Raw genomic sequence first — 25,425 nt, 5'->3', positions numbered from 1 at the left:
GGTAACGGGCGTTCGCTGAACACAATAAAACCAACCATTCAGGGATGAAGCGGGACGCCTCGTAGAAGGCAGCCCGCATTCGGCGTGACCTGCCGTTACTGATATGCCGTTACTGATGAGTGCAGTGCTGACGACTTTCAACGGCTCCATCCGGAGCCTCGAACAGATAGAGGCGAGCACCATGCTTAGTGAACGTACCCTGCCGCTGGAGCGATTCAATCGCGATACGGCGCAAAGCAACAACGCGGATTACCTGGCACGCCAGGACCGCTTCGAATCCAATGTGCGCAGCTACCCGCGCAAGCTGCCCCTGGCCATCGCCAAGGCGCAGGGCGTGTGGGTGACCGATGTCGAGGGGCGCCGCTACCTCGATTGCCTGGCCGGGGCCGGAACCCTGGCGCTGGGCCACAACCATCCGGCCATCGTCGACAGCTTGTCGAGCTTTCTGGCCTCCGGGGTGCCGATGCATACCCTGGACCTGACCACACCGTTGAAGGACGCCTTCAGCGAAACCCTACTGGGCGTGCTGCCGGCCAACGGCTATTGCCTGCAGTTCTGCGGGCCATCCGGCGCCGATGCGGTGGAGGCCGCGCTCAAGCTGGCCAAGACCGTGACCCGGCGCAGCAATGTGATCGCCTTTTCCGGTGGTTACCATGGCATGACCCATGGCGCCCTGGCGGTGACCGGTAATACCGGCCCGAAGGATGCCGTGGCCTCGCTGATGCCCGGCGTGCAGTTCATGCCGTACCCCCACGAATACCGTTGCCCGCTGGGCATCGGCGGCGAGGCGGGTGTGCAGGCGCTGTCCCATTACTTCACCCAGTTCATCGAAGACGTCGAAAGCGGCGTCAGCCTGCCGGCGGCGGTGATCGTCGAGGCGGTGCAGGGCGAGGGCGGTGCCAACCCAGCGCCCAATGAGTGGCTGCGCACCTTGCGTGAGGTGACCCAACGCCACGGCATCCTGTTGATCGTCGATGAAGTACAGGCCGGCTTCGGCCGCACCGGGCGGATGTTCGCCTTCGAGCACGCCGGTATCGAGCCAGACATCATCGTCATGTCCAAAGCGGTCGGCGGCGGCCTGCCGCTGGCGGTGCTGGCCATCAAGCGCGAGTTCGACGCCTGGCAACCCGGTGCCCACACCGGCACCTTCCGTGGCAACCAGATGGCCATGGCCAGCGGCATGACCACCCTGCAGATCATCCAGCGCGACGAATTGGCCGAGCAGGCCCGTGTGCGCGGCGACTGGCTGAGGGCGCGCCTGAATGCATTACGCGAGCGTTATCCGGCCATCGGCCAGGTGCGCGGCCGCGGGCTGATGCTGGGCCTGGAAATCGTCGACGAGCGCCAGAGCCCTGACGCCCTGGGCGCCCGCCCCATGGACGCCGCGCTGTCTGCAGCCATCCAGAGCGAGTGCTTCAAGCAGGGCCTGCTGCTCGAACGCGGCGGGCGCCATGGCAGCGTGATTCGCCTGCTGCCACCGTTGATCATCGATGAGGCGCAGTGCGCCGAGGTGGTCGCCCGCTTCGAACGCGCGCTGGTCGCCGCTTTGGGAGGTGCCCGTGGCTGAGCAATCCGCACGCGCAACCCGTACCTACCCGGCCGCCTTCGAGGAAGCGGCCAGCGTCACCCGCATCGATTCGGTGCGCGGCAGCATGGCCCGGGTGATCAGCGAAATGGCCGCCACCCACGCCTTGCTCAATTGCCTGATCAAGGAATTCGCGCTGCCGGAAAACCGCGCCCGCTATGCCTGGCCGTCCCATGTGCGCGGCATCGCGCCGGCCAATTACCTGCGCGCGATGCAGGGCAAGGGCTTGCCTCTGCTGATCGATCTGCCGGGTAATTGCCAGTTTCTGGTGCTGGTGGATCGCCGTGACCCGCTCGGCAGCCAGCGTTACCTCAGTGACCTGTACAAGCGCGAGGGAGATGGCGACTGGCATTGCCCGCCGTTCGCCGAGTTCGCCGCGCATCTGCTCGAGGCCTGCCAGCAGCTGACCGGCTCGCGTAATGACGAATTGCTCGAACAGGTGATGCAGAGCCAGGGCGTGACCGCCGCCATCGTCGATCACGCCCTGCAGAGCGAGGGCAACGACCCGCTGCGCGACTACCTAGCCAGCGAGCAGGGCCTGTGGTTCGGTCACCCCAACCACCCGGCGCCCAAGGCCCGGCTATGGCCCGAGCACCTGGGCCAGCAGACCTACGCGCCGGAGTTCCGCGCACGGGTACCGCTGCATGTGCTCGAAGTCCCGCGTGACGGCTTGCTGCTGCGCGGCAATGGTCTGAGCGACGAGCAGGTGCTGGCCGGTTTCGCCGACCAGCGCCTGGCCCGCAGTGGGCGGGCGGTGATCGGCCTGCACCCGGTACAGGCCGAGTTGTTCCTGGCCGATCCGCGGGTCAAGGCACTGGTCGCTAGCGGCGAGATCGTCGACCTCGGCCAGAAAGGCCCGCTGGCCAGCCCGACCGCGTCGATGCGCACCTGGTACGGCGAAGGCCGCGATTACTTCCTCAAGGGTTCGCTGAACGTGCGCATCACCAACTGCGTGCGCAAGAACGCCTGGTACGAGCTGGACAGCGCGCTGTTCATCGACCGCCTGTTCAGCCGCTTGCAACGCGAGCACGGGGCGACCATCGGTGGTGCCACCCTGGTCAGCGAGCCGGGCGCGCTGAGCTGGGCGCCGGCCGGCAGCAGCTTTGATGACACGCACTGGTTCCGCGAGCAGACCGGCGCCATCCTGCGCGAGAACTTCTGCCGCCACGCCTCGCCGCAGTCCTGCCTGATGGCCGGCACGCTGTTCGCCCGCAACCTGCAGCTGCGCCCGCTGATTCACGGCTTCCTGCAACAACCGGGCGCTCGCAAGCCGAGTGACGACTACCTGCTGGCCTGGTTCGAGGCCTACCAGGCGTTGTTGCTGCGCCCGGTGCTGGCGCTGTTCTTCAACCATGGCGTGGTGCTCGAGCCGCACCTGCAGAACGCCGTGCTGGTGCACGACAACCGCTGGCCGGCGCAACTGCTGCTGCGCGACTTCGAAGGGGTGAAGCTCACCGACGACCTGGGTATGAATCATCTGGAAGCAGGCATCGCCGAGCGGGTTCGCCAGTCACTGACCTACACCCGCGAGCAGGGCTGGAAGCGCATCAGCTACTGCCTTTTCGTCAATAACCTGTCCGAGGCCATTCTGGCGCTGAGCTGGGAGCGACCGCACCTGGCCGCCGCCATGTGGCAGCGGGTCGAACGGCAGTTGCAGGCAATACGCAGCGAGCTGGTGCGCCCGGCGCCCGAGCTGGAGGCCTTGCTGGCCGGCGAGCCGATCGCCTGCAAGACCAACCTCAAGGTGCGCCTGTCGGCCCAGGCCGACCGGCATGCCGGTTACGTCAGGCTGGCGTGCCCGTGGGCAGAGGAGGTGAGCCATGGATAAGCTGCCCGCCAACGTACTGGATGCCATCGGACAGGCCCGCAGCCGCGCGGCCGATCCGCTGGCGGTATTCGTCTACGACCTCGACGCCTTGGCGCAGCACGTGCGCGAGGTGATGGCCGCGCTGCCGGCCGGTGTCGAGCTGTTCTACGCGATCAAGGCCAACAGCGAAGCGCCGATCCTGCGTACCCTGGCACCACTGGTGGATGGCTTCGAGATTTCCTCCGGTGGCGAGATCGAACGGCTGCAGGCGACGTCCAGCGACCGGCCCTTCGTGTTTTCCGGGCCCGGCAAGCTGGACTCCGACTTCCGCGCCGCACTGAGCCAGGGCGTGGCGGCCATTCATGTCGAGAGCCTGGGCGAAATCGAGCGCCTGCAACGCATCGCCGCCGAGCTGGGCAAGGTGCAGGCGGTGTTCATCCGCATCAACCCGGAGCTGCCGGCCACGCTGTCCAGCCGCCTGGCCATGGCCGGCACGGCGACGCCGTTCGGCCTGGACGAGGCAGAGGTGCCAGAGGCGGTCAAGCGGGTGGAGGCCAGCAGCCACCTGCGTCTGCAGGGTTTCCATGTGCATGCGATGTCCCACCAGCAGCAAGTCGAACGCCATGAGCAGCTGCTCGACCTGTACCTGGGGCGCTGGGCGCAGTGGAAGGCCCTGGCTACTCGGCCCGAGACCGTTACTCACTTGAACGTCGGCGGCGGCATTGGCGTGGACTACCTGAGCGGCGAGCGCTTCGACTGGCCACGCCTATGTCGTCACCTGCAGAGCCGGCTCGGGGCGTTGACGGATGCGCCAGTAGTGCGTTTCGAGCCGGGGCGTTTCATCAGTGCGTACTGCGGCTATTACGCCATCGAGGTGCTGGACAGCAAATCCAGCCACGGCCAGCACTTTCTGATCTGTCGCGGCGGTACCCACCAGTTCCGCCTGCCGGCCGCCCAGGGCCACGATCATCCGGTGATCCATCTACCGGCGGCAGGGCGCGAATCAAGCGGCGTGTCGCGGCCTTACAGCGTGGTCGGCCAGCTGTGCACGCCCAAGGACGTGCTCAGCCGTGGTCGGCAACTGGTCGATCCGGCCGTTGGCGACCTGCTGGTGCTGCCCATGGCCGGCGCGTACGGCTACAACATCTCCCACGCCGACTTTCTCTGTCATCCGCGCCCGGAGCAGGTGTTCGTCGGCCGAGGTGATGGCTGATGCTGGCGTCACGTCGCCTGGTGGTCGTGGCGGTGATTCTCGGCACCACCACCGTGAGCCTCAACAACACCTCGTTGAATCCGGCATTGCCGGCCTTCATCGAGGCGTTCGCGCTGGGCCCGGTCATGGCCACGTGGATCGTCGCAGCGTTCATGGTGAGCATGGGCATGACCATGCCGCTGACGGGGTACCTGGCCCAGCGCGTAGGTCGCAAGCCAATGTACCTGGGCGGTCTTGCGCTGTTTATCGGTGGCTCGCTGCTGGGCGCCATGGCCGGCTCGATCGCCTGGGTGATTGCTGCGCGTGTGGTGCAGGGCATCGCCAGCGGGCTGATGATTCCCCTGTCGCTGGCGATCATCTTTTCGGTTTACCCGAAAGGTGAGCGCGGCACGGTAACCGGCCTGTGGGGCGCGGCAGTAATGCTCGCCCCGGCGGTCGGGCCATTGTGCGGCAGCCTGGTGCTGCAGTGGTACGACTGGCGCGCGCTGTTCCTGGTCAACGTGCCCATCGGCCTGTTGGCCTTGGGCCTGGCCGTCAACGTGCTGCCGAAAAGCGAGGCGGGCGCCGCCAAGGCGTTCGACCTGAGCGGCTACCTGCTGGTCGCGATCGGTATCGGCGTGCTGATGATTACCGTGGGGCGGTTGCACGACCTGCAGGCGCTGCAGGATCCGTTCAACCTGCTCGGCCTGCTGCTGGCGGCGTTCTGCCTGGTGGCGTTCGTGCGGCACCAGTTGCGCCACCCGGCGCCCTTGCTGGAGCTGCGCGTCTTCGCCTTGAAGGGCTACCGCTCCAGCGTGGTGATCGCTGTGGTGCAATCCATCGGCATGTTCGAGTGCCTGGTGCTGGTGCCGCTGCTGGTGCAGATGGTGATGGGGCACAGCGCCATCTGGACCGGTATCGCGCTGCTCTGTACCGCCTTGTCGGCCAGTCTGTTCGGCCACTTCGGCGGCAAAGCGCTGGATCGTCACGGGCCGCGCGGCATCGTCTGCGCCGGTTTGCTGCTGACCGGCCTGGCGACCTTCGCCTTGGGCACCATCGACCACGATGTCGGCATGCTCGCCATCTGCCTGCTGATGGTGGTGCGCGGCGTCGGCTTGGGGCTGTCCTACATGCCGGTGACCACTGCCGGGCTGGACGTGCTGCCAGAGGCGCTGATCACCCAGGGCGCGGCGATGAACAACATCTCCCGGCGCCTGCTGTCGTCCCTGGCCATCGTGCTGGCGTCGTTGTGGCTCCAGGTTCGCCTTGGGAATGACTGGGGGTCGGCGCATGCCGGTACCGCCAGCGCCGTCGGTGAAGTGTTTATCGCGACCGCCGTGCTGATCCTCCTCGCCCTGCCATTCGCCTGGCGTTTTCCCCTTTCCAGTGACGGCGCCGAGCCCGGCTCGGCCCTGTCCGAACACCGTTCATGAGGTGTCTATCAATGTCTTCGTTTTCTCCCCTTCGTTCGCCCGAACTGATCGCCCATGCCCACGCGTGGCTGACCCCAGCCGACCCGCAGCGTTACCGCCAGGTATCGCAGCGGGTGGTTGGGCAACTGCTGCAAACCCTGCTTTACGAGGACATGCTGAGCTATCGCCAAGAGCCCCTGGGTGATGGCCAGCAGTGCTTCATCGTCGACGGCAAAGATGAGCAGGGCGCTGCGGTCGAGTACCGTTGCCAGGGCTTGCTCAGCGACAGCTTCGCCATCATCCGCCTCGACTCGGCCACCCTGCAGCGTATCGACGCCAGGGGCCAGGCCAGCCAGCCTGATCTGCACCAGGCCATCGCCGAGCTGCTCGGCGAGCTGGCCGACGGCCCGCACATGCCGCGCTTCATCCAGGAACTGGAGCAGACACTGCTCAAGGACCTGCAGTCGCGCAGCCAGGACTACCGGCCCGCTGCGGCGCCACACACCCTGGATGCCGACAGCCTGGAGCGGCACTTCATGGATGCCCACAGCTACCACCCGTGCTACAAGTCGCGCATCGGCTTTTCCCTGGATGACAACCGCCGTTATGGCCCGGAGTTCGGGCAGCCGCTAGCGGTGGTCTGGCTGGGCATCGCCCGCAGGCTGGGTTCGGTGAACCAGTCGCAAGGCATCGACCTGCAGCGCTTTCTTGAGGATGAATTCGGCGCCGGGCGCTGGGCCGAGATCGACCGGGCACTGGCCGAGCAGGGCCGCGCGCTCGCCGACTACTGGCCGATTCCCGTGCACCCCTGGCAGTGGGAGCAGGTCATCGTGCCGAACTTCCAGGCCGAGTTGGCCCGTGGCGAGTTGCTGTACCTGGGTACGTCCGGCCCGGATTACCGCCCCCAGCAGTCGATCCGCACCCTGGCCAACGTCGAGCAGCCCATGCGGCCCTACGTGAAGCTCGCCCTGAGCATGACCAACACCTCAAGCACGCGCATCCTGGCGCGGCACACGGTGCTCAACGGGCCGATCATCAATGACTGGCTGCAACGGCTGATCGCCAGTGACGCCACCGCCCAGAAACTGGGTTTCGTAGTTCTCGGCGAAGTGGCCGGGGTCAGTTTCGATTACGCCACGTTGCCCGCCATCCGCCAGAGCCAGACCTACGGCACCCTGGGCGCTATCTGGCGGGAAAACCTCAACCGTTACCTGAAGGCGGGCGAGCAGGGCGTGCCGTTCAATGGCCTGAGCCATGTCGAGAACCGCTATGGCGAGGGCGAGCAGCGCCCGTTCATCGATGCCTGGATCGCCGGGTACGGCCTGCACGCCTGGGTGCAGCAACTGCTGCGCGTCAGCGTGGCGCCCATCGTGCACATGTTGTATGCCGAGGGCATCGGCATGGAATCCCACGGCCAGAACATCGTACTGATCCACCGCGACGGCTGGCCCGAGCGTATCGCCCTGAAGGATTTCCACGACGGCGTGCGTTATTCGCCGGCGCACCTGGCTCGCCCGGAACTGGCGCCCGAGCTGGTGCCGCTGCCGGCGAGCCACGCCAAGCTGAACCGCAATTCGTTCATCCTCACCGACGACCTGAACGCGGTGCGCGATTTTTCCTGCGACGCGTTCTTCTTCATCTGCCTGGCCGAGATGGCGATCTTCCTGCGTCAGCACTATGGCCTGGACGAGGGCGAGTTCTGGCGCATGACCGCAGACGTGGTGCTCGACTACCAGCGCGAGCACCCGCAGCACGCCGCACGCTTCGATGCATTCGACGTGTTCGCCGCCGAATACGAGGTGGAGGAGCTGACCAAGCGCCGGCTGCTCGGCGATGGCGAGCGGCGCTTCAAGCGCGTGCCAAATCCCTTGCATATCCATGGGCCACGCACATGCTGAGAACCAACCGACTCAAGGGGCAGCTGGCTGCCGGCGAGGCGGTGCGCGGCTTGATCGCCTCGATTCCATCGGCGGCGTCCATCGAGCTGATCGCCGAGGCCGGCTACGACTTCGTGATCATCGACATGGAACACGTGCTGATCAACCCGGAAACCGTCGAGCACATGATCCGCACGGCCGAGAGCTATGCGCTCACGCCCCTGGTGCGGGTGCCAGACTTCGCGCCCAAGCGCATGCTGCGCCTGCTCGACGGCGGCGCTCAGGGCATCGTTCTGCCGCAGGTCGAGCGCCCCGAGGAGCTGAGTGCGGCGATCCGCGCCTGCAAGTATCACCCGCTGGGTGAGCGCAGCCTGAATGCCGGGCGCCCCGGCGCCTTCGGCAAGGCCAGCCTGGCCGAGTACGTCACCGAGGCCAACGCGCAGATCATGGTCGTGGCCATGGTCGAGAGCGTCGAGGGCGTGCGCCGCGCCGCGGAGCTGGCCGCCGTGCCGGGGCTGGACATGATTCTCGAAGGTGCTGCCGACCTGTCCCAGTCGTTCGGCACGCCCTGGCGGATCGAACAGCCGACGGTGCAGCAAGCGCTGCTCGATACCTGGCGCGCCGCCCAGGCAGCCGGCATCCCGTACTGCGCCATTCCACGCCAGCCCGACGACCACCTGCGGTGGCTCGAACGCGGCGTCAACACTTTCGTGCTGGGTGACGAACGCGGCATCGCGTTTCGCGCCCTCCAGGCCAAGCTGGCCGCCACCTCGACGCGAGGAAACTGATTCCATGACTCATACCAACCACTCGATTGCCGCTGACCTGGTGATGCAGGACCTGGTCGACTGCCTGCTGGCCGAAGATTTCTTCGGCGCCCTCGACGCCCACCTGATCGAGCCCATCGCCTGGCGTGCCGCGCACCCGGATTCGCAGTTGGCCGATCTGCAGGTACCGCACAAGATCTGGCACTGGCACTACGACGCCGCCGAACAACGCGGTCTGGCGGTCGCCCTGCGCGCGGGCATCACCCAGGCCTGGGAAAAGGTGCCCGGCACGCCGGTGCTGGACGTGCAGGGGCAGAGCACCCGGCAACTCACCCCGGATGCCTTCATGGCCCTGGCCCTGAAAGGCGTGAAAGTCGATGCAGTCGACAACGACAAGGGCATCGAGCTGTTCATGGACGTGCTGCGCACCAGCGTCGGGCAGACTGCGCTGTCCCTCGACCACCAGGTACCGACCGAAGGCCTGCTGGAAAAGGACGGCGCCGCGTTCTTCCTGGCCATGGAACAGTGGGGCTCGTTGCGCGACCGGCCGTTCCATCCCCTGGCCAAGGCCAAGCAGGGCCTGGATGACGAGCAATACCGCCAGTACCAGGCCGAGTTCGACCAGCCCCTGGCCCTCAACTGGGTCGCGGTGGCCAAAAGCTGCCTGACCTTTGGTGCCGGTATCGATGCTCTGGAGAGCTGTCAGCCGGCCCAGTTCATCCTTGAGCCCGAGCAACGGGCACAGCTCGACGCCGAGCTGCGCGCCCTGGGCATCGCCGAGAGTCACGTCGCTTTGCCCGTGCACCCCTGGCAGCTGGAGCAGGTACTGCCTGCACAGCTCGGCGCGGCCTTCGAGCGGGGCGAGTGCCGGCGCCTGAGCTTCCAGGAGGGTCGCTTCAATCCCACCTCGTCGCTGCGTTCGCTGGCCTGCGCCGCGGCGCCGGCCGATCACATCAAGCTGCCGATGGCGGTGTATTCCCTCGGTGCGTCGCGTTACCTGCCAGCGGTGAAAATGATCAACGGCGGATTGAGCGAGGCGCTGCTGCGCCAGGGCCGCGAGCGCGACGAGGTGCTGCGCGAGGCGCTGCACATCTGCGACGAAAGCAAATGGTGGGGCTACATGCCCGACGGCGGCACCTTGTTCGATGAGGCGCCGCGCCATCTCTCGGCCATGGTCCGCGGCTATCCGCCAGCGCTGCTCGCAGACCCCGCCAAGCGCCTGCTGCCCATGGCCGCGCTGGGTACGCCATTGCCCGACAGCGACCAGCATTTCTTCGACGATTGCATCCGCCAGCGTGGTCTGCCTGCCGGCCCGACGTCGGTACTGCAACTGTTCGGTGAACTGTGCACCTTGTTCTTCGACGTCAACCTGCGCATGTTCCGCCTCGGCATGCTCGGCGAGGTGCACGGCCAGAACGCCGTGCTGGTGTACGACGCCGGCACGGTCAGTGGGCTGCTGCTGCGTGATCACGACTCGCTGCGCCTGTACGTGCCCTGGCTGGAGCGCAACGGCATGCTCGACCCGCAGTACCGGATCAAGAAAGGTCATGCCCAGACGCTGTACCATGAGCGCCCCGAAGACTTGCTGTTCTGGCTGCAGACCCTGGGCATCCAGGTCAACCTGCGCGGTATCATCGATACCCTGGAGCGCGTTTACGACGTACCGGCTGTGCAGGCCTGGCGGGTGTTGCGTGATGCCCTGAGCGAGCGGATTGCCGCTGTACCGTTCGATGACGATGTGCGCGCCGTGCTGCGTGGCCAGTTGTTCGAGTCCGAGACCTGGCCGCAGAAACTCCTGCTGCGCCCGATGATCGAACGGGCCGGTGGGCCGGGCAGCATGCCGTTCGGCAAGGGGCTAGTCGTCAATCCATTACAAAGGATCGAGTTTGCAACCTAGTGGATCGTTGTCCAGGCGCACGTTGATGCGCCTTTCCCTGGCCGTTATCGCCGCCGGTGCAGTGCCTTTGGTCAAGGCCGGGCCTGCACCGCAGCGCATCATCACCTTGTTTCAAGGCGCCACCGACACTGCGGTGGCGCTTGGCATTCGGCCGGCCGGCGTGGTCGATTCGTGGAGCGAGAAGCCCATGTATCGCTACCTGCGCCCGGCGCTGGCAGGTGTGCCCCATGTTGGCCTGGAAACCCAGCCGAGCCTGGAGGACATTGCCTTGCTCACCCCGGACCTGATCGTCGCCTCGCGCTTTCGCCACGAGCGGGTCAAGGGGCTGCTCGAACAGCTGTGCCCGGTGGTGATGCTCGACGAGGTATTCGAATTCCGCCACACCCTGCGCGTGATGGGCGCCGCCACAGCGCGCGACGTCGAAGCGCAGGCTTTGCAAGCGCGTTGGGATGCACGTATCAGCGCCGTGCGCACGCGCCTGGCCACCAAGTTCGGCGCGCGCTGGCCACTCAGCGTATCGGTGCTGGACGTCCGTGAAGACCACGTGCGCAGCTACCTGCCCGACAGCTTCGCCGGCAGCGTGCTGGCCGAACTGGGCTTCGTGTGGAACCGCCAGAGCCGCGATGCCACCGGTGTTTCCATCAAGCTGCGCAGCCGCGAAAGCCTGCCGGTGGCCGACGCCGACGTGTTCTTCGTGTTCGGCCGTGCCGACAGCCCGGCAGTGCAGCGCAATTACCAGGCGATTACCCATCACCCGTTATGGCAACGCATGGCTGCACCCAAAGCTGGCCAAGTGTGGTGGGTGGATGGTGTGGCCTGGATATTTTCCGGCGGCATCCTCGGCGCCAACCGCATCCTCGATGACATCGAACGCACCCTGCTGCAGGACGCCGCGGCATGACGGCGTGGAGCAAACTGATCATCGCCTCGATCGTGCTGCTGGCTTGCTGCGTGCTGAGCTTGTCCACCGGCTCCAACTGGATCGCCCCGCACACCGTGTTCAACGCCTTGCTGCATGCCGACCCGCTGAACGTCGATCACCTGCTGGTCAACACCACCCGGCTGCCGCGCACGCTGATGGCAGTGGTGGTCGGCGCCAGCCTGGCGGTGGCCGGCGCGCTGATGCAGGCCATGACCCGCAACCCGCTGGCGTCGCCGGGGTTGTTCGGTATCAACGCCGGGGCGACCTTCGCGCTGATCGTCAGCCTGTCGCTGTTCTCCCTCGACTCGCCAGAGCAGTGGCTGTGGAGCTCCTTCTTCGGCGCCGCCGTGGCCGGTGCGCTGGTCTGGACGGTGGGCAATAGCGGGCAGGGCGCGCTCAACCCGCTGCGCATGGTACTCGCGGGGGCGGCGATCACCGCGCTGTTCACGGCATTCAGCCAGGCGCTGCTGGTCATTGACCAACAAGGTTTGGATACCGTGTTGTTCTGGCTGGCTGGTTCGCTCAGCGAGCGCAGCCTGGCCACCGCCGTGCCGCTGCTGATCTGCGCGCTGGTAGCGCTGCTGGTGGCCTGCCTGCTCGGCGCCCAGGTCAACGTGCTTAATGCCGGCGTACAGATCGCCATCGGCCTTGGTCAGCGCACCGGCCTGATCCGCCTGCAACTCGGCGTGCTGGTGGTGATGTTGGCCGGCAGCGCGGTGGCCCTGGCGGGCAGCATCGGTTTCATCGGTCTGATCGTGCCGCACATGGTGCGTCGCCTGGTCGGCATCGACCATCGGGTGATGTTGCCTGGCTGCGCGTTGCTCGGCGCCACGCTGCTGCTGGTCGCCGACATGCTCGCCCGGGTGGTGATCCTGCCCCAGGAAGTGCCGGTCGGGGTGATGACCGCATTGTTCGGCGCGCCGTTCTTTATCGCTCTGGCGCGCCGTGGAGGTCGCAATGCCTAGACCTCGCATCCTGCGCTGGCACGGTTTCTCTCGGCGTATCGAGGGCACCGGCGCGCTGCGCCTGCTACTGGCTGTGCTGTTCAGCCTTTTCGTGCTGGTTCTCGGCTTGTGTCTGGGCAAAGTCATGCTCTCGCCGCAGCGGGTCGCTGCCGTGCTGGCGGGTGAGGGCGGTGCCGGACTGAGCTTCATCGTCGAGCAACTGCGCCTGCCGCGCCTGCTGCTCGGCGCGCTGATCGGCGGTGCCCTGGCGGTGTCCGGTTTGATCCTGCAGGCCATCGTGCGCAACCCGCTTGCCTCGCCGGATTTGCTTGGGCTGTCCAGCGGCGCCAGTGCTGCGGCGGTGCTGTACCTGTCGGCCTTCGCGGCGACCTGGGGCATGGGCGGCCTGCCGCTGGCGGCGATGCTCGGCGCCGGTAGCGCCGCGCTAGCGGTCTACGGCCTGGCCTGGAAGCAGGGCACGTCACCGCTGCGCCTGGTGCTGATCGGCGTGGGTGTATCGGCCATGCTGGCTGCGGCCACCACCTTCATGCTGGTGTTCAGCCCGCTTAGCACCACCTTGTCGGCCTACGTGTGGCTGACCGGCAGCGTGTACGGCGCGGGCTGGCGAGAGGTCAAGGCGCTGGCGGGTGTGCTGCTGTGCCTGCTGCCGGTTCTGGTATTGCTGTCGCGCCATGTGGTGGTTCAGCAGCTGGATGAGGGGCTGGCCCGCGGCATCGGCGTGCGCGTGCAGTGGCTGCGCGCCGCACTTCTTGCCGTCAGCGTGGCCCTGGCCGGCTCGGCCATCGCCTGGGGCGGCGCCATGGCCTTCGTCGGCTTGATCGCGCCGCATATCGCTCGCCAACTGATCCCCATCGGTTTCGCCGCCCAGGCCTGCATGGCGGCGCTGGTCGGTGCCAACCTGGTGATGCTCGCCGACCTGGCCGGGCGCACCCTGTTCCTGCCGCTGGATTTGCCTGCCGGCATCTTCGTTGCCGTGTTCGGCACCCCGTATTTTCTTTATCTGCTGATCAAGCAGCGGCAGTGAGGACTCCTGAAATGACCGCCATCGCCAGCCGCAACCTGACCCTGGCCTACCAGCGCCAGACCATCATCGACAACCTCGATCTGGAATTGCCCCGCGGCCAGGTCTCGGTGCTGATCGGCAGCAACGGCTGCGGCAAGAGCACGCTGCTGAAAGCCTTCGCGCGGCTGCTCAAGCCCCAGTCCGGCACGGTGATCCTCAACGGCGCCGACATCCAGCGCAAACCAACCGCCGCCGTAGCGCGGGAGCTGGCGATCCTGCCGCAGATGCCGGTAGCGCCCGAGGGCATCAGCGTCCGTCAGCTGGTCGCCCTGGGACGTTACCCGTACCAGAGCTGGATGCAGCAGTGGTCGGCCGAAGATGAGGCCGTGGTGGCCCGCGCGCTGACCCGTACCGGCCTCGATGAGCTCGCCGACCGCCCGGTCGACGCGCTCTCCGGCGGCCAACGGCAGCGCGCCTGGATCGCCATGACTCTGGCCCAGGAAACCGAGTTGGTGCTGCTCGACGAGCCGACCACCTTTCTCGACCTGGCCCACCAGATCGAGGTGCTGGACCTGCTGCGCGAGCTCAATCGCCAGGAGGGCAAGACCATCGTCATGGTGCTGCACGACCTCAACCTGGCCTGTCGCTACGCCGACCACATGGTCGCCGTGCACCAGCGCACCGCCTACGCCCAGGGCAAGCCGGCGGACATCCTCAGCGAAGAACTGGTCAAGACCGTGTTCGACCTCGACTGCCGGATCATCCCCGACCCGTTCTTCCACACACCGCTGTGCATTCCCTTCGGCCGGGACATTCCACGATGAGCTTCAGCGACGCCGAATGGGCCAGCCTTTCCGGCGCGCTGCGGCTGCGCCGTGAAAGCGAACGGGATATTGAGCGCAGCCTACCGGCCGCCGAGCTGCTCGACACAAACACCTGCACAGCGCTGCTGGACAGGCTAGGCCCGGTGATTCTCTCGTCGTCACGGCGCATTACCGCCTCGCTGCTGGGCAAGCGTCAGTCGTTTCTGCTCACCGGCGCCTGCCTGTACGCCATGTCCGCCTATGACAAGGGACTTGAGCTGTCGCTGGACAACACCTTCATCGAATACGGCCACGATGACGGCCTGTGGACCTCGTCGCTGCCGCTGCGCAGCCTGGCCATCTCCCGGCCCGAACCCGGCGCGCGCGATGCCTGGCGCGAGGCGGTGGCCGGTGAGCTGTTCGCCGGCTTGCTGCAGCCGTTATGGGAGAGCTTCTACCGGCTCACCGGCGTGTCGCGACGCATCCTCTGGGAGAACACCGCGGTGCGCGTCTACTCGCTGTACGAGCGCCGCCTGGCCAAGCTCGACTGCGCCGAGACGCGCCAGCGCTGCGCCGAAGACTTTCGCTGGCTGACCGAGCAGGCTCCCGGCAGCCTTTTCGGCCTCGACTACAACCCGCTGCAGCATTTCAACCGACCATTGACGCTGCTCGATGACGGCGCGCGCGCCGTACGGTTCCGCCGCACCTGCTGCTTCTACTACCAGGCCAGCGACCCGGTGGAATATTGCTCCACCTGCCCACTGATCCGACCCAAGGCCCCGCGATGACTACCGAATCCGTTCCCGCTACATTGATCGACGCCTATCGCGGCATCGCCGCGTCAACCATCGGTCACGTGTTGCAGGAAGGACACATCCACGGCCTGCCGCCGCTGGTGGCCGATGTGCACATCGTCGGCCGAGTTACCACCGCGCAGATCCACGCGCCGGATGGCAGCGTGCTGCGCGATGCGCTGATCGCCAGCCAACCGGGCGACGTGCTGGTGGTCGCCAACAGCGGCGAGGCGACCTGCGCCTGCTGGGGCGAGCTGCGCACCCTCGCAGCGCGCATCAAGGGCCTGGCCGGAGTGGTGATCGACGGGCCGGTGACCGACGTGCGCGCGCTACGAACGCTGGGACTGCCTATCTTCTGCAGCGGCGTCAGCGCCTACACCACACGCCCGCTTGGCGAGCAAGGTGCGGTCAACGTTCCGGTGACGATACGCGGCGTGCGGGTGCAGCCGGGTGATCTGCTGGTCGCCGATGACGATGGGATTTATGTGCTGTCGCCCGAACAGGCCGGCGAATTGCTGGAGCGGCTGCAGAACAAGGAAGTGGCCGATGCGGCACGGCGTGCTGAGTTGCAGGCTCGGCTGGACCAGTTGGTGGGCTAGCGTCCACCCTACGACAACAGCCCCATTGACGGCTAACGCCTAACCTATGTGGGAGCGCGCCATGCGCGCGAAATCACGGGCATGGCCCGTTCCCACAGGTATGTGGTGTTTATCGAAGACTTTGGGCTGGGCGGCGGTCTGCGACAGCCCACCAATGCATCCTGTGATGCGACGTCCCCGCCCGTTCCCACTGTCTTTGACTGCCGCTATTTAGGTAAGCGCTTCAGCCTTCCGACTCGCCAGATAAGTACCCGCCGGCGGGCTGGCCGTGAAATGCTTCTGCAACCCATCTAAAATCGCCTGGGCCACGCGTTTCTGGTGCAGCGGGTCGCAGAGTTTGCGGCAATCGCCGGAGTTGGAGATGAAACCGGTCTCCACCAGAATCGACGGGATATCCGGTGATTTCAGCACCGCAAAGCCGGCCTGCTCGACGCGCTTCTGATGCACGCCAGCCACCTTGCCGACATTGTCGAGAACCGTCTTGCCCAACCCCAGACTGGTGCTGATGGTGGCGTTCAGCGACATGTCCAGCAGCACCCCGGCGAGCACCGGATCCTTGTTCTTCAGCGACAGCAGCTCGCGGGCGCCGAGGATATCGGCGCTGTTCTCCCGTTCGGCCATCCAGCGGGCGGTGGTCGAGGTGGCGCCGCTTTCCGAGAGGGCGAACACCGAAGCGCCCGAGGCGTTGCGCCGCGGCGCGGCGTCGGCATGCACGGAGATGAACAGGTCGGCGTTGTAGCGGCGGGCAACTTCCACGCGTTTGCGCAGCGGTATGAAAACGTCCTGATTGCGCACCAGCTGCGCACCAGCTGCGCCTTGAAACCACGCTGGCGATTGAGCTTATCGGCCAGCAGTCGGGCGATGGCCAGGGCCACGATCTTTTCCTGCTCGCCGTTGCCACCCACCGCACCAGGGTCCTTGCCGCCGTGCCCGGCATCAATCACCACGACCACATCGCGCTGCCCTGCAGTGGCAGCAGCAGTAACAGCGGCTGCCGGCTGCGCCTTGGCAATCTGCGGCGCCGCTATTGCAGCGCTGTGCAGATCGACCACCAGGCGATGCCCCTCGCTGCCAGAAGGGCCGAGCAGAAAGCTTTCCACTCGGGCTGGTTGCTTGAGATCGAGTACGATACGCGTACCCCCAGCCCGAGGGCCGCTGCGCACGGCGCCAAGGAGGCGGTTGCCAGCCGGCAATTCGTTCAAGCCTGCAAAGGTGCCGGTGTCCGCCAGATCGACGACCAGCCGGTCGGGCGCTTTCAACGTGAAAATCTGGTATTTCGCCGGGCCGCTCAATTCGAACACCAGCCTCAGCTTGTCGCCGTCATCCCAGGCGCGGGCATGCACGATTTTCTGCGTAGCGGAAGCGGCGACAGCCCAGGGCAGGGTGATACCTGCCAGAGCCAGGTGCAGGAGGTGACGCCTGTGCATGATGCTACGCTTCCGAAGTGGCGAGATTTTATATGTTATATTATTTCAGAGCGTGTCGTTATGTAAGTCTCGCCGTTTCTCGCTGGCCGTCTAAAAAATCTGTCTTCTGCACAAGCACGAACGCCACCTGGGAAGGAGGCGTTCGTTTCTCAAACCTGCCTCTGATAAGCAGCAGCGTTCGCCGAGCTCGACGCGCAGCTTTATCGTCGAGAAATGCCATCGTCTGTTGGCCGCAGAAATGACCCACGCGCCGAGAGTAATCGATCTTTGCGAGCGGCTGCAGATCAGCCGGCGCACCCTGCAAAACAGCTTTCACGCAGCCGCCGAGACCACGCCGCTCAATTACCTGCGCTCAGTGCCCCTCAATGGCGTGCGCCGCACCTTGATGACGACAAGGGCAGCGCAGCTGTCGATCGACGCGGCGGAGCAATGGGGCTTCCAGCACCTCAGCCATTTCGCTGCAGAGTACTACGAGCTGTTTGCCGAACTGCCGTCGCAGACCGCGCGCGCCGCCATTGCGGGTGTCGCCGGGCCTGAGCAAGCACCGCCATCCATCACCCGCCAGCATCGATAGCCCTTTGAGCCGGTCATAACCTGGACATGACCGTTCACGGAGCCGCTGATGAAGCGCCTGCGCGTCGCCACCTTCAATATCAATGGCATCACCGCTCGACTGCCCAACCTGCTGAGCTGACTGGAGCTCGAGAGCCCAGATGTGGTGTGCCTGCACTTAAGTACGCGGCGAGGCGCACCCCAGTGACAATGCGCCAGCCTGGATCCAGCTCGGCAGCCGCAAACGGCGAAGCACACGACGCCACGCTGAACCCTTATAGATGAGGGGAAGTCGTTATTTCATTTGGTAATAAGCAAAGACTTTTTTCAAAGTTGCAGCCTCGTCTGGTGACAAGGAAAATGCTCGATTGCGTAATTTTTTGATACAGGTCAAGGCCTTACTTTGAAGGTGCCTTTTTGAACATATCCCTCAGCGGTCAACTGGCCAGAACGCTCGCCGACAGCCAGCCTGGGTCTGACGAGCGCGACCGTGCCCGCGAGGGCCTGATCGATTACTTCGCCTGCCTGCTGCCCGTGCAGCTCGGCCTGATCCAGGACTCGGGCCTGGCGCCGCTGTGCGCGGTGTTTCCGGCTGCGCGCAGCACGGAAAATCATGCCCTGCAGCTGGGTTACATGAGCCACGCGCTGGATTTCGACGATTACCATGCGACCTTTCGCGGCCACCCGACCACCGTGGTGCTGTCGACGCTGTTGGCCTTGCTCGGGGATCAGCCGGGCTCGGCAGCCGAAGACTTTCTCGACGCCTATATCGTCGGTGTCGAACTGGCCGGCCGCCTGGGCAAGGCCATCGGTACGCGCCATTACGCAGCCGGGCTGCACAGCACCGCAACGCTGGGTGTGATCGCGGCGACTGGCGCCGCATGCCGGCTGCTGCGCCTGACGCACGAACAAACTGAAATCGCCCTTGGCCTGGCTGCTACCCAGGCCTCGGGCCTGCGCGCCCAGTTCGGCTCCGCGGCCAAGGCCCTGCACGCCGGCCTGGCCGCACGAGGTGCCGTCAACAGCGTCGAGTTGGCCCGTGCCGGTTTCGCCGCGCAGCGCCACGGCGTGCTGGAGGCATTCCTGGCCACCCTGGGTTATGGCGTCGAACGCCCCGGCGATCTCTTGGCCGGGTGGGGCGCACCCTGGCGGATCATCGCACCCGGCCTGGAGTTCAAGCGCTACCCCACCTGCGGCGGTACCCACAGCGCGGCGGAGGCGGCCTTCGTACTGCGCGAGCGGCTCGGCGCGGACCTGGATGCGCTGCAGCATATCGAGGTGAGCTTTCCGCCGGGCGCCGACACCGCGGCCAATATCACCGCCCCGGTCAATGGTGTGCAAGCGCGCTTCAGCCTTGAATACGTGATCGCCGATGCGCTGCTCAACGGCGCCATTTCCCTCCAGCGTTACGGCGAAGAACCGGTCGATACTCAGATCGCCGCGCTGGCCGCCAGGGTGCGGCGGGTACCGGACCCGACTGCGCCGGCCGACGAGCTCGACCCGGAACGCCGCTTTCACCGCGTCACCCTGTTCATGGTCGATGGCACGTCCCACAGCCACTGCGTGACCCGCCTGGAAACCGCCGCCGCGCCCACCGATGTGCTGGCCAAGCTGCGCACCAACCTTCGATCCCTGCCCGAGGCGCGCTTGGCCGCGATCAGCGCGGATCTGCAACTCGCTGACGATGCCGCCTTGCATCGCCTGGCTTCACTCATTAGCTGTCAGTAAGGATTCGTTATGTCCGTGCAACCCGCTTCAACCCGTCAATTACGCCTCGGCCTGTTCGTGCAGGCGCTGGGGCACCACGTGGGCGGCTGGCGTGCCGAGGGCGCGAAAGGCTCGCCCACCGACATCGACTGGTTCACCTGGATCGCCAAGAAGGCGGAAGAGGGCAAGTTCGACATGTTCTTCGTTGGCGACGCCCTGGCCACCAGCGTGCACCGCCTGCCGTCGACCATGTCGCGCCTGGAACCGCTGACGCTGCTCTCGGCCCTGGCCGTGCAGACCAAACACATCGGCCTGGCCGCCACCGCGTCCACCACCTTTGACGAGCCGTTCCACCTGGCGCGCGCGCTGTGTTCGGTGGACCACATCAGCCGTGGCCGTGGCGCCTGGAACGTGGTCACCTCGTTCTCCCTCGACGCGGCGCGCAACTTCAGCCGTGAAGACCTGCCGTCCCACGCCGACCGCTACGAAATGGCCCGCGAGTTCCTCGATGTGGCCTTCAAGCTGTGGGATGGCTGGGAAGAGGGCGCCATCGTCCGTGAAAAGAACACCGGCCGTTACTCGGACGAAAGCAAGATCCACGCGGCCAACCACAAGGGCAAGCACTTCCAGGTGCAGGGGCCGCTGAACATCGCCCGTTCGCCCCAGGGCCGTCCGGTGATCATCGAGGCCGGCTCGTCGCCTGCTGGCCAACAGTTGGCCGCGCAAACTGCCGAAGTGGTGTTCACCGCAGCGTCGTCGCTGGAAGAGGGCCAGGCCTTCTACCAGAGCCAGAAGCAGTTCGTGCGCGACGCCGGTCGCCAGCCCGACCACCTGCTGATTCTGCCGGGGGTGATGCCCATCGTCGGTCGCACCCGTGAAGAGGCCCAGGCAGTCTGGAACCAGCTCAACGAGCTGGTGGACATCGACAACGGCATCGAGCAACTGTCGGCGCGTTTCGGCGTGGACATGACCGCCTATCCGCTCGACGGCCCGGTGCCGGAAATCCCCGCTACCGAAGGCAGCCAGAGCCGCGTCAAGCTGCTTACCGAGCTGGCCGCCCGCGAGAACCTGACCCTGCGCCAACTGGCAGCAGTGGCTGCCGGCTCACGCGGTCACCGCGTGGTGGTCGGCACCGCCGAGGATATCGCCGATGACTTCCAGCACTGGCTGGAGCAGGGCGGCGCCGATGGTTTCAACATCATGCCGGCGGTGCTGCCCGACCAGCTCGAGCTGTTCGTCGAGCTGGTGATTCCAGAGCTGCAGCGCCGCGGCCTGTTCCGCACCGATTACCAATACAGCACGCTGCGGGAAAACCTCGGCCTGCCGTCTGTTGATGAAAACTTTGCCGCCGTTGCCCCGCTGGCAACCGAGAAGGAATAAGCCCATGAAACGTTCTGCACTGACCGCTGCCGCCTTCGCGCTGTTGCCTCTGACCGGCGCTTTCGCCGCCGACAAGGGCGTGCCCTTCAACGCCACCGCCAAGCCCGAGGCCGATGCCGCGCTGCATGACAGCCTGCCGGAAGCGATCAAGAAGCGTGGCAGCATCATCGCCGGTACCAACCCGAACACGCCGCCGACCACCTTCTACCAGGCCGACAACAAGACCCTGGCCGGGCGCGAGATCGACATCATCAGCGCGGTTGCCGATCGCCTGGGCGTGAAGCTGGACCTGCGTGACACCGGCGGCTTCGACAACATCATTCCGGGCCTGAAGTCCGGGCGTTACGACGCGGCGATCTCCAACATCGACGCCAATGCCAAGCGCCTGGAGCAGGTCGACTTCGTCGGCTACTACAACGCCTCCAAGCTGGCCCTGGTCGGCCGCGCGGATTCCGACAAGGGGCCGTTCAACAGCTTTGCCGAGCTGTGCGGCCAGACCGTCGGCGCCGGCGCCGGCACCTCCCAGGTGACCCGCCTGCAGCAGGCCAGCGAGGCCTGCGTGGCCGATGGCAAGCCAGCCATCAATGTGCCGATCTTCCCGGATCGCCCGGCCGGTGTTCAGGCGGTGATCAGCGGCCGCGTGCCGATGTTCTTCGGCCCATACGAAGGCCTGCGCTACCAGGCCAGCCAGGTGAAGGCGCTGAAACTGGCCGGTGAGATCACCATCGAGGACACCATCGTCTCTATCGCCCTGGCCAAGGATTCTCCGCTGGGCAAGCCGATCCAGGCAGCGCTGAACTCGCTGATCAAGGACGGCACCTACCAGCAGATCCTCGACAAATGGGAAATCGGCTTCGGCGCCGTCGAGTCCGCCGGCCTCAACGCAGAAAACCTCAAATGAGCCAACGGCCTGACGACGACATCGCCGGGCTGCGCATCGTCAAGCACCGTCACTGGGGACGCTGGTTCAGCGCCCTGATCGTGCTGTTGCTGCTGTCGCTGGTGGCCACTTCGATGGTCAACAACCCGCGTTTCGAATGGGACGTGGTGGCGCAGAACCTGACGGAAGAGTCGATCCTCGCCGGCGTGCTGATGACCATCGAACTGACGGTCATCTCGGTAGTGTTCGGCTTCGCCGGTGGCACGCTGCTGGCCCTCATGCGGCTGTCATCCAACCCGGTGCTGGTCAGCGTCAGCTGGGCCTACACCTGGTTCTTCCGCGCCGTGCCGATGCTGGTGCAGCTGTTTCTCTGGTACAACATTGCGGCGTTATATCCGCAGCTGTCGCTGAGCCTGCCGCTGGTGGGCGAGGTGTGGAGTGCGGAAACCAACGAGATCATCAGCCCGTTCAGCGCGGCGGTGCTGGCCCTGGTGATTCACCAGTCCGCGTACGCGGCGGAAATCATCCGCGCCGGCATCCAGAGCGTCGGCCAGGGCCAGCTCGAAGCCGCCAAGGCGCTCGGCTACCGGCCCGGGCAGATATTTCGCCAGACCGTACTGCCCCAGGCCATGCGCACCATCCTGCCGCCGGCCGGCAACGAGGTGATCGGCCAGCTGAAAACCACTGCGGTAGTGTCGGTGATCGCCCTGCAGGACGTGCTCTATTCGGCGCAGATCATCTATCAGCGCACCTATGAGGTGATCCCGCTGCTGCTGGTCGCCACCCTCTGGTACTTGGTGATGACCTCGGTGCTGTCGGTGCTCCAGCATTACATCGAAGTGTGGTTCAGCCGCGGCAATGCTCCGGCGCGCGGCAGTTGGCTGCGCCGCAACAAAGGCACGCAGGAGGCCGAATCATGAGCGAGTCAGTCCGCCTGCGTGGCGTACATAAGCAGTTTTCCGGCAACACGGTGCTGCACGGCATCGATCTGGATATCGCGGCCGGCTCGGTAACGGTGATTCTCGGGCCGTCCGGTTCGGGCAAGTCGACCTTGCTGCGCTGCATCAACCACCTGGAAAAGCTCGACGGCGGCACCATCCACGTCGGCGACACCCTGATCGGTTACTGCCGCAAGGGCCAGGCGCTCTACGAACTGCCGGAGAAGGCCGTCGCCCGGCAGCGTCAGCGCATCGGTATGGTGTTCCAGCAGTTCAACCTGTTCCCGCACCGCACGGTGCTGCAGAACATCGCCGACGCACCTATCCGCATCCTCGGCCAGAAACGCGCTGAGGTGGAAACTCAGGCCATGCAGCTGCTCGACCAGGTCGGCCTGGCGCACCGTGCACAAGCCTGGCCGCGCGAGCTGTCCGGCGGGCAACAGCAGCGCGTGGCGATCGCCCGGGCACTGGCCATGCAGCCCGAGGTGATGCTGTTCGACGAGCCGACCTCGGCGCTGGACCCCGAGCTGGTCGGTGAAGTGCTGCAGGTCATGAAGCAGTTGGCGCACTCGGGCATCACCATGCTGGTGGTCACCCATGAAATCGGCTTTGCCCGCGAGGTGGCGGACAACATCGTGTTCATGGACAACGGCAAGGTGGTGGAGGCGGGCGATGCACGGGCTTTGCTGGACAACCCGCAGCATCCACGGCTGCGCGAGTTCCTGGCCAGCGTGTTGTGAGGCGCTGACTGCCGGAGAGTCTGCTTGTCCATTAGGGTATTGGACATATCGGAGGGAGAGGGGAGAAGTAGCCCTCTCCAGTGATCGTGTCCAGCCAGTGCGCGAAGGGGCGGGACACGATAATCAAAAGGCGCTGGAACGTGCTCAGCAGCACATATGTGCTATTGAGCACCGTTTAGGCTGCTGATAGCTTTTTCGGTTTGTCTCTACGCCGCCGCAGCCAATTGATTTGCGCCGCGAGTACCAGGCGGAGGGCGTTCATTGCTATCAGATTAAGAGGCGCCTAATGGGTGAAATCAATTTGCAGCGTCGTTACCTCAAGACAATGACGCGCGTTACGACCGCAATGGTCGTTGCGTGGAGCGGGGCATTTGCGGGTTCATCGGCTGCAAGTGACACTTCATCGGGGGACTGCATTGCCGAGACCGACTTCCGTCAGGGCAGTACAGTCGAAACCCAGGCGCGAGCCAGCAATGCGCCGGACATTGTAGGCCACACCAAAACCGAAACCCTGGCTCGTCGGTCATTTGCGGATGCCAACCCTTTGGTTCAGGCGCAAACGACACTGATCGATAATGCACCGATCTTCACGGGTTACTCCTTCGTTGATCTGGTGGATGGCAAGATCATCAGATATGGCAACCAACACGGCAGCGGTGCCGCACTGGTCACCACGTACAATATCCCGCCACCGGCTGTACCGGTCGATTTCCAGCCGGGACAGACAGTCACGGTCAGTTACCTCAGCAAGACCGTCACTGCCGGACCGGGCGCAGAGACCGAAATCACCGAGAAACATACCTACATTGGTCGAGAGACCATCACGACCTCGCTGGGCACTTTCGATACGTGCAAGTTCACCAACGAGATTTCCTCAGGGGGCGCATCCAGCGAGGGTGGGAAAAATCTGGCTGTCATCGAGAGCTGGTTCGCCTCCGAGGGGCCTTATAGGGGCCGCATCATAAAAACCTTCGTTCCCGCGCGTGCGGGATTGCCGGATGTGACCACCGAAACGGTAAAGATCAGCTCCGATTCGAAGTAATTCACTTTAGGGGGAAGGATGCTCGTCACGGGGGCGCCCCCTGTTGCGCACCTGTGATCGACCAACCCCAGACATCTTTGGAGGAAAAGCCGGCAGTTGGGTCGGAATTACTCGCCCTATGCTTTAAACTTGCCGGTTGCCGAAAGAACCGTCATGGCCATAGCCATGAAGGGCTTTAAATCCTTCAAATATGTGTGGTGAAGATGAACAAGCCTTTCATTTCGCTGTGCCCTGAAATTACTCGGGCACATGCGCTGAAGCTGATGGACTGGTTGGAAGATGATCGCGTTACCTGCTACCTGAGCGATTCGCGTGATGTTTCCCGCACCATCGAACACACCATCGAGCGGACTCAACTGCCGATCCTGACCCATCTCTTTAACCGGGGCGGCCGCTTCTTCATGGCCTATGACCGGCACGACGAGCCGGTGGGCTTCGTCCGTCTGATCAAGACCGACAGGGAGTGCGAGATCGTCTTGGCCATCGGCGACAGCGAAAAGTGGGGACGCAACCTCGGCACCCGCACCATCCGCGAAGGTATGAAACTCGCCTTTCTCGATATGCGTGCCGATAAGCTCATCGCCAACATTCATCCCGAAAACCTGCGCTCGCAGAAAGCCTTTGAACGCAGCGGCTTCGAGCTGGAGAGCGAAACGCCGACCATGACGTCGTGGGCCATGACGGCGGGACGTTATCTGCAGCTGCTACGTGAAGATGCCTTCCATGATGCACCCGGGATCTACATCACCGAAATGGACAAGGCCAAACTCGACAACCTGATCGCGCTGGAGGACGGCCCAGTCGTCCAACTCGAACACGAGCTCGAACGCGCCGTTGTCGTCGAGCCGGATCAGGTGCCAGGCACTGTCATCACGATGAATTCCAGAGCCTTGGTGCAACTGGACGACGAAGAGATCGAAGTGGCCGTGGTTTACCCCGAAGACGCCAACAGCAGCGCCGGCAAACATTCAGTCTGTTCCGACCTCGGCGCCGCCATTCTGGGCTATCAGGAAGGCGACGCCATCGACTGGCGAATCGCTGGTCGTACTCGGCAGATCGAGATCAGGAAGGTGCTTTATCAGCCGGAGGCGGCGGGGGATTATCATCTTTAGTGGCGTGTACACGGCGAAGCTCGT

General features: G+C 65.1%; 19 protein-coding genes and 3 pseudogenes. 21 read left to right on the top strand and 1 reads right to left on the bottom strand.

Features of this window, described 5'->3' with window-relative positions:
• The first annotated feature begins 181 nt into the window (after nt 1-181).
• The 13 genes from BUC40_RS14815 to BUC40_RS14755 all read left to right on the top strand — a co-directional run bounded on the left by BUC40_RS14815 (nt 182) and on the right by BUC40_RS14755 (nt 15,623).
• Nucleotides 182-1,567, top strand: coding sequence for a diaminobutyrate--2-oxoglutarate transaminase (locus BUC40_RS14815; RefSeq protein WP_073267036.1), 1,386 nt, complete (start codon nt 182-184; stop codon nt 1,565-1,567).
• An 85-nt stretch (nt 1,568-1,652) separates the two neighbouring features.
• Complete coding sequence (locus BUC40_RS14810) at nt 1,653-3,413, top strand: IucA/IucC family protein (protein ID WP_073267037.1); 1,761 nt, start codon at nt 1,653-1,655, stop codon at nt 3,411-3,413.
• Nucleotides 3,406-4,605, top strand: coding sequence for a type III PLP-dependent enzyme (locus BUC40_RS14805; RefSeq protein ID WP_073266943.1), 1,200 nt, complete (start codon nt 3,406-3,408; stop codon nt 4,603-4,605). The genes BUC40_RS14810 and BUC40_RS14805 overlap by 8 nt, the downstream gene beginning before the upstream one ends.
• Nucleotides 4,605-6,017, top strand: coding sequence for a DHA2 family efflux MFS transporter permease subunit (locus BUC40_RS14800; RefSeq protein ID WP_073266942.1), 1,413 nt, complete (start codon nt 4,605-4,607; stop codon nt 6,015-6,017). The genes BUC40_RS14805 and BUC40_RS14800 overlap by 1 nt, the downstream gene beginning before the upstream one ends.
• Before the next feature lie 11 nt (nt 6,018-6,028).
• Nucleotides 6,029-7,894, top strand: a complete 1,866-nt coding sequence (locus tag BUC40_RS14795) for an IucA/IucC family protein (RefSeq protein WP_073266941.1) — start codon at nt 6,029-6,031, stop codon at nt 7,892-7,894.
• A complete protein-coding gene (locus BUC40_RS14790; protein ID WP_073266940.1) occupies nt 7,888-8,661 on the top strand; it encodes an HpcH/HpaI aldolase family protein in 774 nt (257 codons plus the stop codon). The genes BUC40_RS14795 and BUC40_RS14790 overlap by 7 nt, the downstream gene beginning before the upstream one ends.
• Nucleotides 8,662-8,665: 4 nt before the next feature.
• Nucleotides 8,666-10,537 (top strand): IucA/IucC family protein, encoded by a 1,872-nt coding sequence (locus BUC40_RS14785; protein ID WP_073266939.1) that lies wholly within the window; start codon nt 8,666-8,668, stop codon nt 10,535-10,537.
• On the top strand, nt 10,527-11,438 hold the full coding sequence (locus BUC40_RS14780; protein ID WP_073266938.1) for an ABC transporter substrate-binding protein: 912 nt from the start codon (nt 10,527-10,529) through the stop codon (nt 11,436-11,438). Before BUC40_RS14785 ends, BUC40_RS14780 begins: the two co-directional genes overlap by 11 nt.
• Nucleotides 11,435-12,424, top strand: coding sequence for a FecCD family ABC transporter permease (locus BUC40_RS14775; protein ID WP_073266937.1), 990 nt, complete (start codon nt 11,435-11,437; stop codon nt 12,422-12,424). Before BUC40_RS14780 ends, BUC40_RS14775 begins: the two co-directional genes overlap by 4 nt.
• Nucleotides 12,417-13,448, top strand: a complete 1,032-nt coding sequence (locus BUC40_RS14770; RefSeq protein WP_073266936.1) for a FecCD family ABC transporter permease — start codon at nt 12,417-12,419, stop codon at nt 13,446-13,448. Before BUC40_RS14775 ends, BUC40_RS14770 begins: the two co-directional genes overlap by 8 nt.
• An 11-nt stretch (nt 13,449-13,459) precedes the next feature.
• On the top strand, nt 13,460-14,251 hold the full coding sequence (locus tag BUC40_RS14765) for an ABC transporter ATP-binding protein (RefSeq protein WP_073266935.1): 792 nt from the start codon (nt 13,460-13,462) through the stop codon (nt 14,249-14,251).
• A complete protein-coding gene (locus BUC40_RS14760) occupies nt 14,248-15,018 on the top strand; it encodes an IucA/IucC family C-terminal-domain containing protein (RefSeq protein WP_073266934.1) in 771 nt (256 codons plus the stop codon). Before BUC40_RS14765 ends, BUC40_RS14760 begins: the two co-directional genes overlap by 4 nt.
• Nucleotides 15,015-15,623 (top strand): RraA family protein, encoded by a 609-nt coding sequence (locus BUC40_RS14755; RefSeq protein WP_073266933.1) that lies wholly within the window; start codon nt 15,015-15,017, stop codon nt 15,621-15,623. The genes BUC40_RS14760 and BUC40_RS14755 overlap by 4 nt, the downstream gene beginning before the upstream one ends.
• Before the next feature lie 210 nt (nt 15,624-15,833).
• On the opposite strand, the pseudogene BUC40_RS14750 reads toward BUC40_RS14755, so the two are convergent.
• Nucleotides 15,834-17,050, bottom strand: a pseudogene (locus tag BUC40_RS14750) (N-acetylmuramoyl-L-alanine amidase).
• 154 nt (nt 17,051-17,204) lie between these two features.
• On the opposite strand from BUC40_RS14750, the pseudogene BUC40_RS14745 reads away from it, so the two are divergent.
• The 8 genes and pseudogenes from BUC40_RS14745 to BUC40_RS14710 form a co-directional block, all read left to right on the top strand.
• Nucleotides 17,205-17,624, top strand: a pseudogene (locus tag BUC40_RS14745) (helix-turn-helix domain-containing protein); the annotation flags it as partial.
• 395 nt (nt 17,625-18,019) lie between these two features.
• Nucleotides 18,020-19,330, top strand: a complete 1,311-nt coding sequence (locus BUC40_RS14740; RefSeq protein ID WP_073266932.1) for an MmgE/PrpD family protein — start codon at nt 18,020-18,022, stop codon at nt 19,328-19,330.
• Nucleotides 19,331-19,339: 9 nt separating this feature from the next.
• Nucleotides 19,340-20,689 (top strand): LLM class flavin-dependent oxidoreductase, encoded by a 1,350-nt coding sequence (locus BUC40_RS14735; RefSeq protein ID WP_073266931.1) that lies wholly within the window; start codon nt 19,340-19,342, stop codon nt 20,687-20,689.
• Nucleotides 20,690-20,693: 4 nt separating this feature from the next.
• On the top strand, nt 20,694-21,590 hold the full coding sequence (locus BUC40_RS14730) for an ABC transporter substrate-binding protein (RefSeq protein ID WP_073266930.1): 897 nt from the start codon (nt 20,694-20,696) through the stop codon (nt 21,588-21,590).
• Nucleotides 21,587-22,489: an amino acid ABC transporter permease gene (locus BUC40_RS14725; protein WP_073266929.1), complete on the top strand. Its 903-nt coding sequence runs from the start codon at nt 21,587-21,589 to the stop codon at nt 22,487-22,489. The genes BUC40_RS14730 and BUC40_RS14725 overlap by 4 nt, the downstream gene beginning before the upstream one ends.
• Entirely contained in the window at nt 22,486-23,247 is a 762-nt protein-coding gene (locus tag BUC40_RS14720) for an amino acid ABC transporter ATP-binding protein (protein WP_073266928.1), read from the top strand. Before BUC40_RS14725 ends, BUC40_RS14720 begins: the two co-directional genes overlap by 4 nt.
• A 286-nt stretch (nt 23,248-23,533) precedes the next feature.
• Complete coding sequence (locus tag BUC40_RS14715; RefSeq protein ID WP_083593555.1) at nt 23,534-24,289, top strand: hypothetical protein; 756 nt, start codon at nt 23,534-23,536, stop codon at nt 24,287-24,289.
• Nucleotides 24,290-24,442: 153 nt separating this feature from the next.
• Nucleotides 24,443-25,401, top strand: a pseudogene (locus BUC40_RS14710) (bifunctional GNAT family N-acetyltransferase/nucleoside diphosphate kinase regulator).
• The last annotated feature ends 24 nt before the right edge of the window (nt 25,402-25,425 follow it).

Source organism: Phytopseudomonas punonensis (genome assembly GCF_900142655.1).
GTDB lineage: Bacteria > Pseudomonadota > Gammaproteobacteria > Pseudomonadales > Pseudomonadaceae > Aquipseudomonas > Aquipseudomonas punonensis.
The sequence above is the reverse complement of the archived record's forward strand: the minus strand, read 5'-3'. Positions and strand labels throughout refer to the sequence as shown.

Bases quoted from the DNA above. Each gene is read 5' to 3' on its own strand.
- BUC40_RS14815 (WP_073267036.1), top strand. From the start codon at position 182: ATGCTTAGTGAACGTACCCTGCCGCTGGAGCGATTCAATCGCGATACG.
- BUC40_RS14810 (WP_073267037.1), top strand. From the start codon at position 1,653: ATGGCCCGGGTGATCAGCGAAATGGCCGCCACCCACGCCTTGCTCAAT.
- BUC40_RS14805 (WP_073266943.1), top strand. From the start codon at position 3,406: ATGGATAAGCTGCCCGCCAACGTACTGGATGCCATCGGACAGGCCCGC.
- BUC40_RS14800 (WP_073266942.1), top strand. From the start codon at position 4,605: ATGCTGGCGTCACGTCGCCTGGTGGTCGTGGCGGTGATTCTCGGCACC.
- BUC40_RS14795 (WP_073266941.1), top strand. From the start codon at position 6,029: ATGTCTTCGTTTTCTCCCCTTCGTTCGCCCGAACTGATCGCCCATGCC.
- BUC40_RS14790 (WP_073266940.1), top strand. From the start codon at position 7,888: ATGCTGAGAACCAACCGACTCAAGGGGCAGCTGGCTGCCGGCGAGGCG.
- BUC40_RS14785 (WP_073266939.1), top strand. From the start codon at position 8,666: ATGACTCATACCAACCACTCGATTGCCGCTGACCTGGTGATGCAGGAC.
- BUC40_RS14775 (WP_073266937.1), top strand. From the start codon at position 11,435: ATGACGGCGTGGAGCAAACTGATCATCGCCTCGATCGTGCTGCTGGCT.
- BUC40_RS14770 (WP_073266936.1), top strand. From the start codon at position 12,417: ATGCCTAGACCTCGCATCCTGCGCTGGCACGGTTTCTCTCGGCGTATC.
- BUC40_RS14765 (WP_073266935.1), top strand. From the start codon at position 13,460: ATGACCGCCATCGCCAGCCGCAACCTGACCCTGGCCTACCAGCGCCAG.
- BUC40_RS14760 (WP_073266934.1), top strand. From the start codon at position 14,248: ATGAGCTTCAGCGACGCCGAATGGGCCAGCCTTTCCGGCGCGCTGCGG.
- BUC40_RS14755 (WP_073266933.1), top strand. From the start codon at position 15,015: ATGACTACCGAATCCGTTCCCGCTACATTGATCGACGCCTATCGCGGC.
- BUC40_RS14735 (WP_073266931.1), top strand. From the start codon at position 19,340: ATGTCCGTGCAACCCGCTTCAACCCGTCAATTACGCCTCGGCCTGTTC.
- BUC40_RS14730 (WP_073266930.1), top strand. From the start codon at position 20,694: ATGAAACGTTCTGCACTGACCGCTGCCGCCTTCGCGCTGTTGCCTCTG.
- BUC40_RS14725 (WP_073266929.1), top strand. From the start codon at position 21,587: ATGAGCCAACGGCCTGACGACGACATCGCCGGGCTGCGCATCGTCAAG.
- BUC40_RS14720 (WP_073266928.1), top strand. From the start codon at position 22,486: ATGAGCGAGTCAGTCCGCCTGCGTGGCGTACATAAGCAGTTTTCCGGC.
- BUC40_RS14715 (WP_083593555.1), top strand. From the start codon at position 23,534: ATGGGTGAAATCAATTTGCAGCGTCGTTACCTCAAGACAATGACGCGC.